The 3,476-nt window shown below is 34.8% G+C and carries 4 protein-coding genes and 1 pseudogene; all 5 read right to left on the minus strand.

Going from position 1 to position 3,476, the window contains the following annotated elements; translation table 11 throughout:
* Nucleotides 1-373: NUDIX hydrolase (locus KI356_RS26540; RefSeq protein ID WP_212936945.1), on the minus strand; the 373-nt coding region annotated here is incomplete at its 3' end.
* A gap of 163 nt (nucleotides 374-536) precedes the next feature.
* Nucleotides 537-1,745: an L-lactate MFS transporter gene (locus KI356_RS26545; protein WP_212936946.1), complete on the minus strand. Its 1,209-nt coding sequence runs from the start codon at nucleotides 1,743-1,745 to the stop codon at nucleotides 537-539.
* A gap of 278 nt (nucleotides 1,746-2,023) precedes the next feature.
* Nucleotides 2,024-2,167: a hypothetical protein gene (locus KI356_RS26550; RefSeq protein WP_002013225.1), complete on the minus strand. Its 144-nt coding sequence runs from the start codon at nucleotides 2,165-2,167 to the stop codon at nucleotides 2,024-2,026.
* A gap of 31 nt (nucleotides 2,168-2,198) precedes the next feature.
* Nucleotides 2,199-3,227, minus strand: coding sequence for a serine hydrolase domain-containing protein (locus tag KI356_RS26555; protein WP_212936947.1), 1,029 nt, complete (start codon nucleotides 3,225-3,227; stop codon nucleotides 2,199-2,201).
* 113 nt (nucleotides 3,228-3,340) lie between these two features.
* Nucleotides 3,341-3,476, minus strand: a pseudogene (locus KI356_RS26560) (heterocycloanthracin/sonorensin family bacteriocin); the annotation flags it as partial.

Here is a 3,476-nt window from a genome sequence, read left to right on the forward strand (position 1 = left end):
TTAAGTGTTCTGGTATACGTAAATAAGGTTCTGCTGAATCTAATTCCATCCAGGTAATCTCTTCAATCTCTTTTGGCCGTGATATACAGATTTCCCCTCCGATTATTTCTCCTAAAAAATTAAAGAAGATTGCATGATGTCCTCTCTCCTCAAAAAAGGCTTCACTAATGGAACAAACCCCTTTTACGGATATATCCAGCCCTGTTTCTTCTTTCACTTCACGAATTGCTGCCTCTTCTAACGTTTCCCCGAATTTAACTGCTCCACCTGGTAAAGTGTAATAAGAACCATTTTCCCCTTTGTTTTTAACCATCAATAGCTTTTCATGCGTTTCATCATATAGAAGTGCGTATGTAACATTTACTTTTTTCATATGTAGTCCCCTTTAATGAAAAGAATTTTCTGTCTTCTGTTTATTCTACCATTAAATCGTTTCGCTTCATAAATAGTAATTCGAGTAAATAACGAATATGAAACGATATCACGTTCATAAACACATGAAAAAAGAGTCCTATCATAAGGACTCTTTTTTAGCATTAAGCTATTTTTCGATTTAATTGTTTTATTTCCTTCTTCTTTTCTACATTTGGAGGCCGGATTAATATAGAGATAACGAATGATATAATACTTAAAACACCGATTGTAATGAAAGTTGGCTGAAATCCGCCGAGTAGTGCTCCGATGAATGATCCTGCAAGTGCACCAAAACCGAAACCTTGGTAAACAATCCCGTAGTTTGTACTATGGTTTTTTAATCCGAAGAAATCCCCGACAATGGCTGGGAATATTGTGATGTTACCACCAAAGCAAAAGGCAACACTTGCTACACAAGTAAAATATATCCCGTAATTTAGTGGAATGAAACTTAAAGTAAAGACGGACAATCCAATAATAATAAACGTTGCAGAGACAATTTTTAATCGACCTATTTTATCTGATAATGTTCCGAGAATGATTCTACCAATCGTATTAAAAACTGCAATCATTGCAACGGCGTTAGCAGCAGTCGCTGCACTAAGACCAACGAGCTGCACCCCAATGTCTTTTACCATACCGATTAAATATAAACCACCCATACACGATGTAAATAGCATGAAAAACAAGAAATATACTTGTTTCGTTCGCATCATTTCACGCGGAGTATAGTCATTGTGTAATGTTTCAGTTGCGGTGTTACTTACAATTGCTTCACGTAAGAAGAACGATCCGATTAATACTAAAAGTAAGACGATAATACCCCAATATAAAAATGCTTGTGATACACCAAGACTATCGATAAGATTTCCATTTACATATCTAAAGATTAAGCTCCCCATTCCATATGCTGAAACAGATATACCAGAAATAAGCCCTTTACGGTTCGGAAACCATTTAATTAAATTAGATAGTGATGTAATATATGCTGTTCCATCAGCATATCCAACGACAACACCGGCTAATAAATAAAGTAATGGTAATGAGGAAACTTGTGAACTAAGTATTAAACCGAGTCCTAAAACAATTCCTGCAGTAGCGATAAGTTTACGAAGTCCAAATTTTTGTTGTAGCTTTCCTGCAAATAGAGTTGAGAATGATAAAGAAAAACTCGTAATTGAGAAAGTAATCGCGACTGAATTGAGGTTCCATCCAAACTTACTTACAAGGGGTTGATTAAATAAACTCCATGTGTAAATTGTTCCTAGGCCAATTTGAACAATGATTGTACCTAGAACAATTAGCAACGGATTTATAGATGTTTGTTTCATGCTAACTGTCCCCTTCTTTTATCATGACATGAATTTTCACAGTTAGTATATCCATAATAAATTGCAAGATACTGTACGGAAAATGGAAATTAAGTTAGCTTACACAAAAAGACACTTCATCAAGAAGTGCCTTTTTGTAGGTTATATACAGCATTTAAAGAAAGCTTTGTTAAGATAAGACATTTTCGAATGCTTATGTACATATGTTATCAAATAATTTGCTGAAAGTGATGAGACTTAAGACGTATTTTTCTTTCATGAATAAGTCGGAGAGAAAATTAATATTCAATTTCCTCGAAGTCTTTCGGCTGCGGTACAGTTTGCATATTAGCTGCGTCTTTCGGATCGCTATAAATCGCGTTTTGTTCTGTGTTTACATCCTTTATATTTTGCTTTTTATTTTTATTCACTTCATTTTTCATTAAAGTTCACTCCTTTTTATTATAGGAGTAGTTATGCCCTAACCGTATTATTTTTACTGCTACTAAATGTATCAGCGACTAAATTGCTAAATTCACGTAAATAATATAAATAATTATCCCCACCATAGTTGTATCTTTTATTGTACATTTTAGCAACAACGACATTATATTCTGGAATGACTAATATCGTCGGTCCTGTAATTCCTAATATTTGATAGGAACCTTTTGGAATTCGCTCACCAAGTTCGCTACATAAAGCAGGTTCATTTTGAACGAACCAAAACAACCCATTTTGAGGTAGCTCTTTATTTTTATACTCTGGACTTTGTAAGCTCGTAGCAAGTTCTATAACTTTTTTTGGTACAATTTGTTTACCATTTAGGAACCCGTTATTTAAATGTAGATTCCCCCAGTATGCAAATTCTCTCGCAGAAACAAACAAATTTTTCTCGGAGCCGTCATCTACTGTACCAACAGTATTTATGGCATCTTCATTTGGATTTACAACAACCTTAACTAATTTTTCATCATGTTTTATTCTCCATCCAGTTTCATTGAAGTTGGCAGGTAGGAATACACGCTCCTTTAATAATTCAGGAAAACTTTTATTATACAGCTGATAAATAAGCTGCGTCACCATTCTTACATTAATATCTCTGTACGCCCAAGCTTGTCCCGGCTCAAATTCACGAAAAACTTTCCCATCATCGGTTTCATTTAAACCGTGTGAATGAGTTACTAAATGTCTTATCGTTGTCTTACCAAGTAATGAAGGATCATATTCTTTAAAATAATTTACAGACTCGTCATCCAGAGATTTTATTTTCCCCTCATAAAGTGCATAAGCTACCATTAATCCTAAATAGCTTTTTCTAGCAGAAGCAACATTGAACTGTGAAGTTGCTGTTATCTTTTTACTATTCAATGTATTTGAATGCTTTCCACTATAATGCTCTAGTACAATCTTATTGTCTTTCATAATACAAAGTGCTGCCGCAGAACTTTGATTTGTCTCTTTAATATTTTCTACCCATGAAATTAATTTCTCGTATTTGTACAAATGAACATCCCCCTAAAGCGTATAAACATGACAATATGAAAGAAAAGCGTCAATACTATTTAATCTTGTATCTGCACTTTTCTTTCATGTAAAATATTATTGATTTGTAATACTTAAATAATCCACCAGCTCCAGCAATTAAAGCAACTGAAACAACCTACGCAACCGCCACAACCACCACAACGTCCGCCGCCACAACCACCGCATCTACCGCCACATCCACCACAACGTCCGCCGCAACCACCGCAA

It is taken from the genome of Bacillus hominis, from assembly GCF_018332515.1.
GTDB lineage: Bacteria > Bacillota > Bacilli > Bacillales > Bacillaceae_G > Bacillus_A > Bacillus_A hominis.

Coding starts and splice junctions, on each gene's coding strand:
- KI356_RS26550 (WP_002013225.1), bottom strand. CDS start 2,167: ATGAAAAATGAAGTGAATAAAAATAAAAAGCAAAATATAAAGGATGTA.
- KI356_RS26545 (WP_212936946.1), bottom strand. CDS start 1,745: ATGAAACAAACATCTATAAATCCGTTGCTAATTGTTCTAGGTACAATC.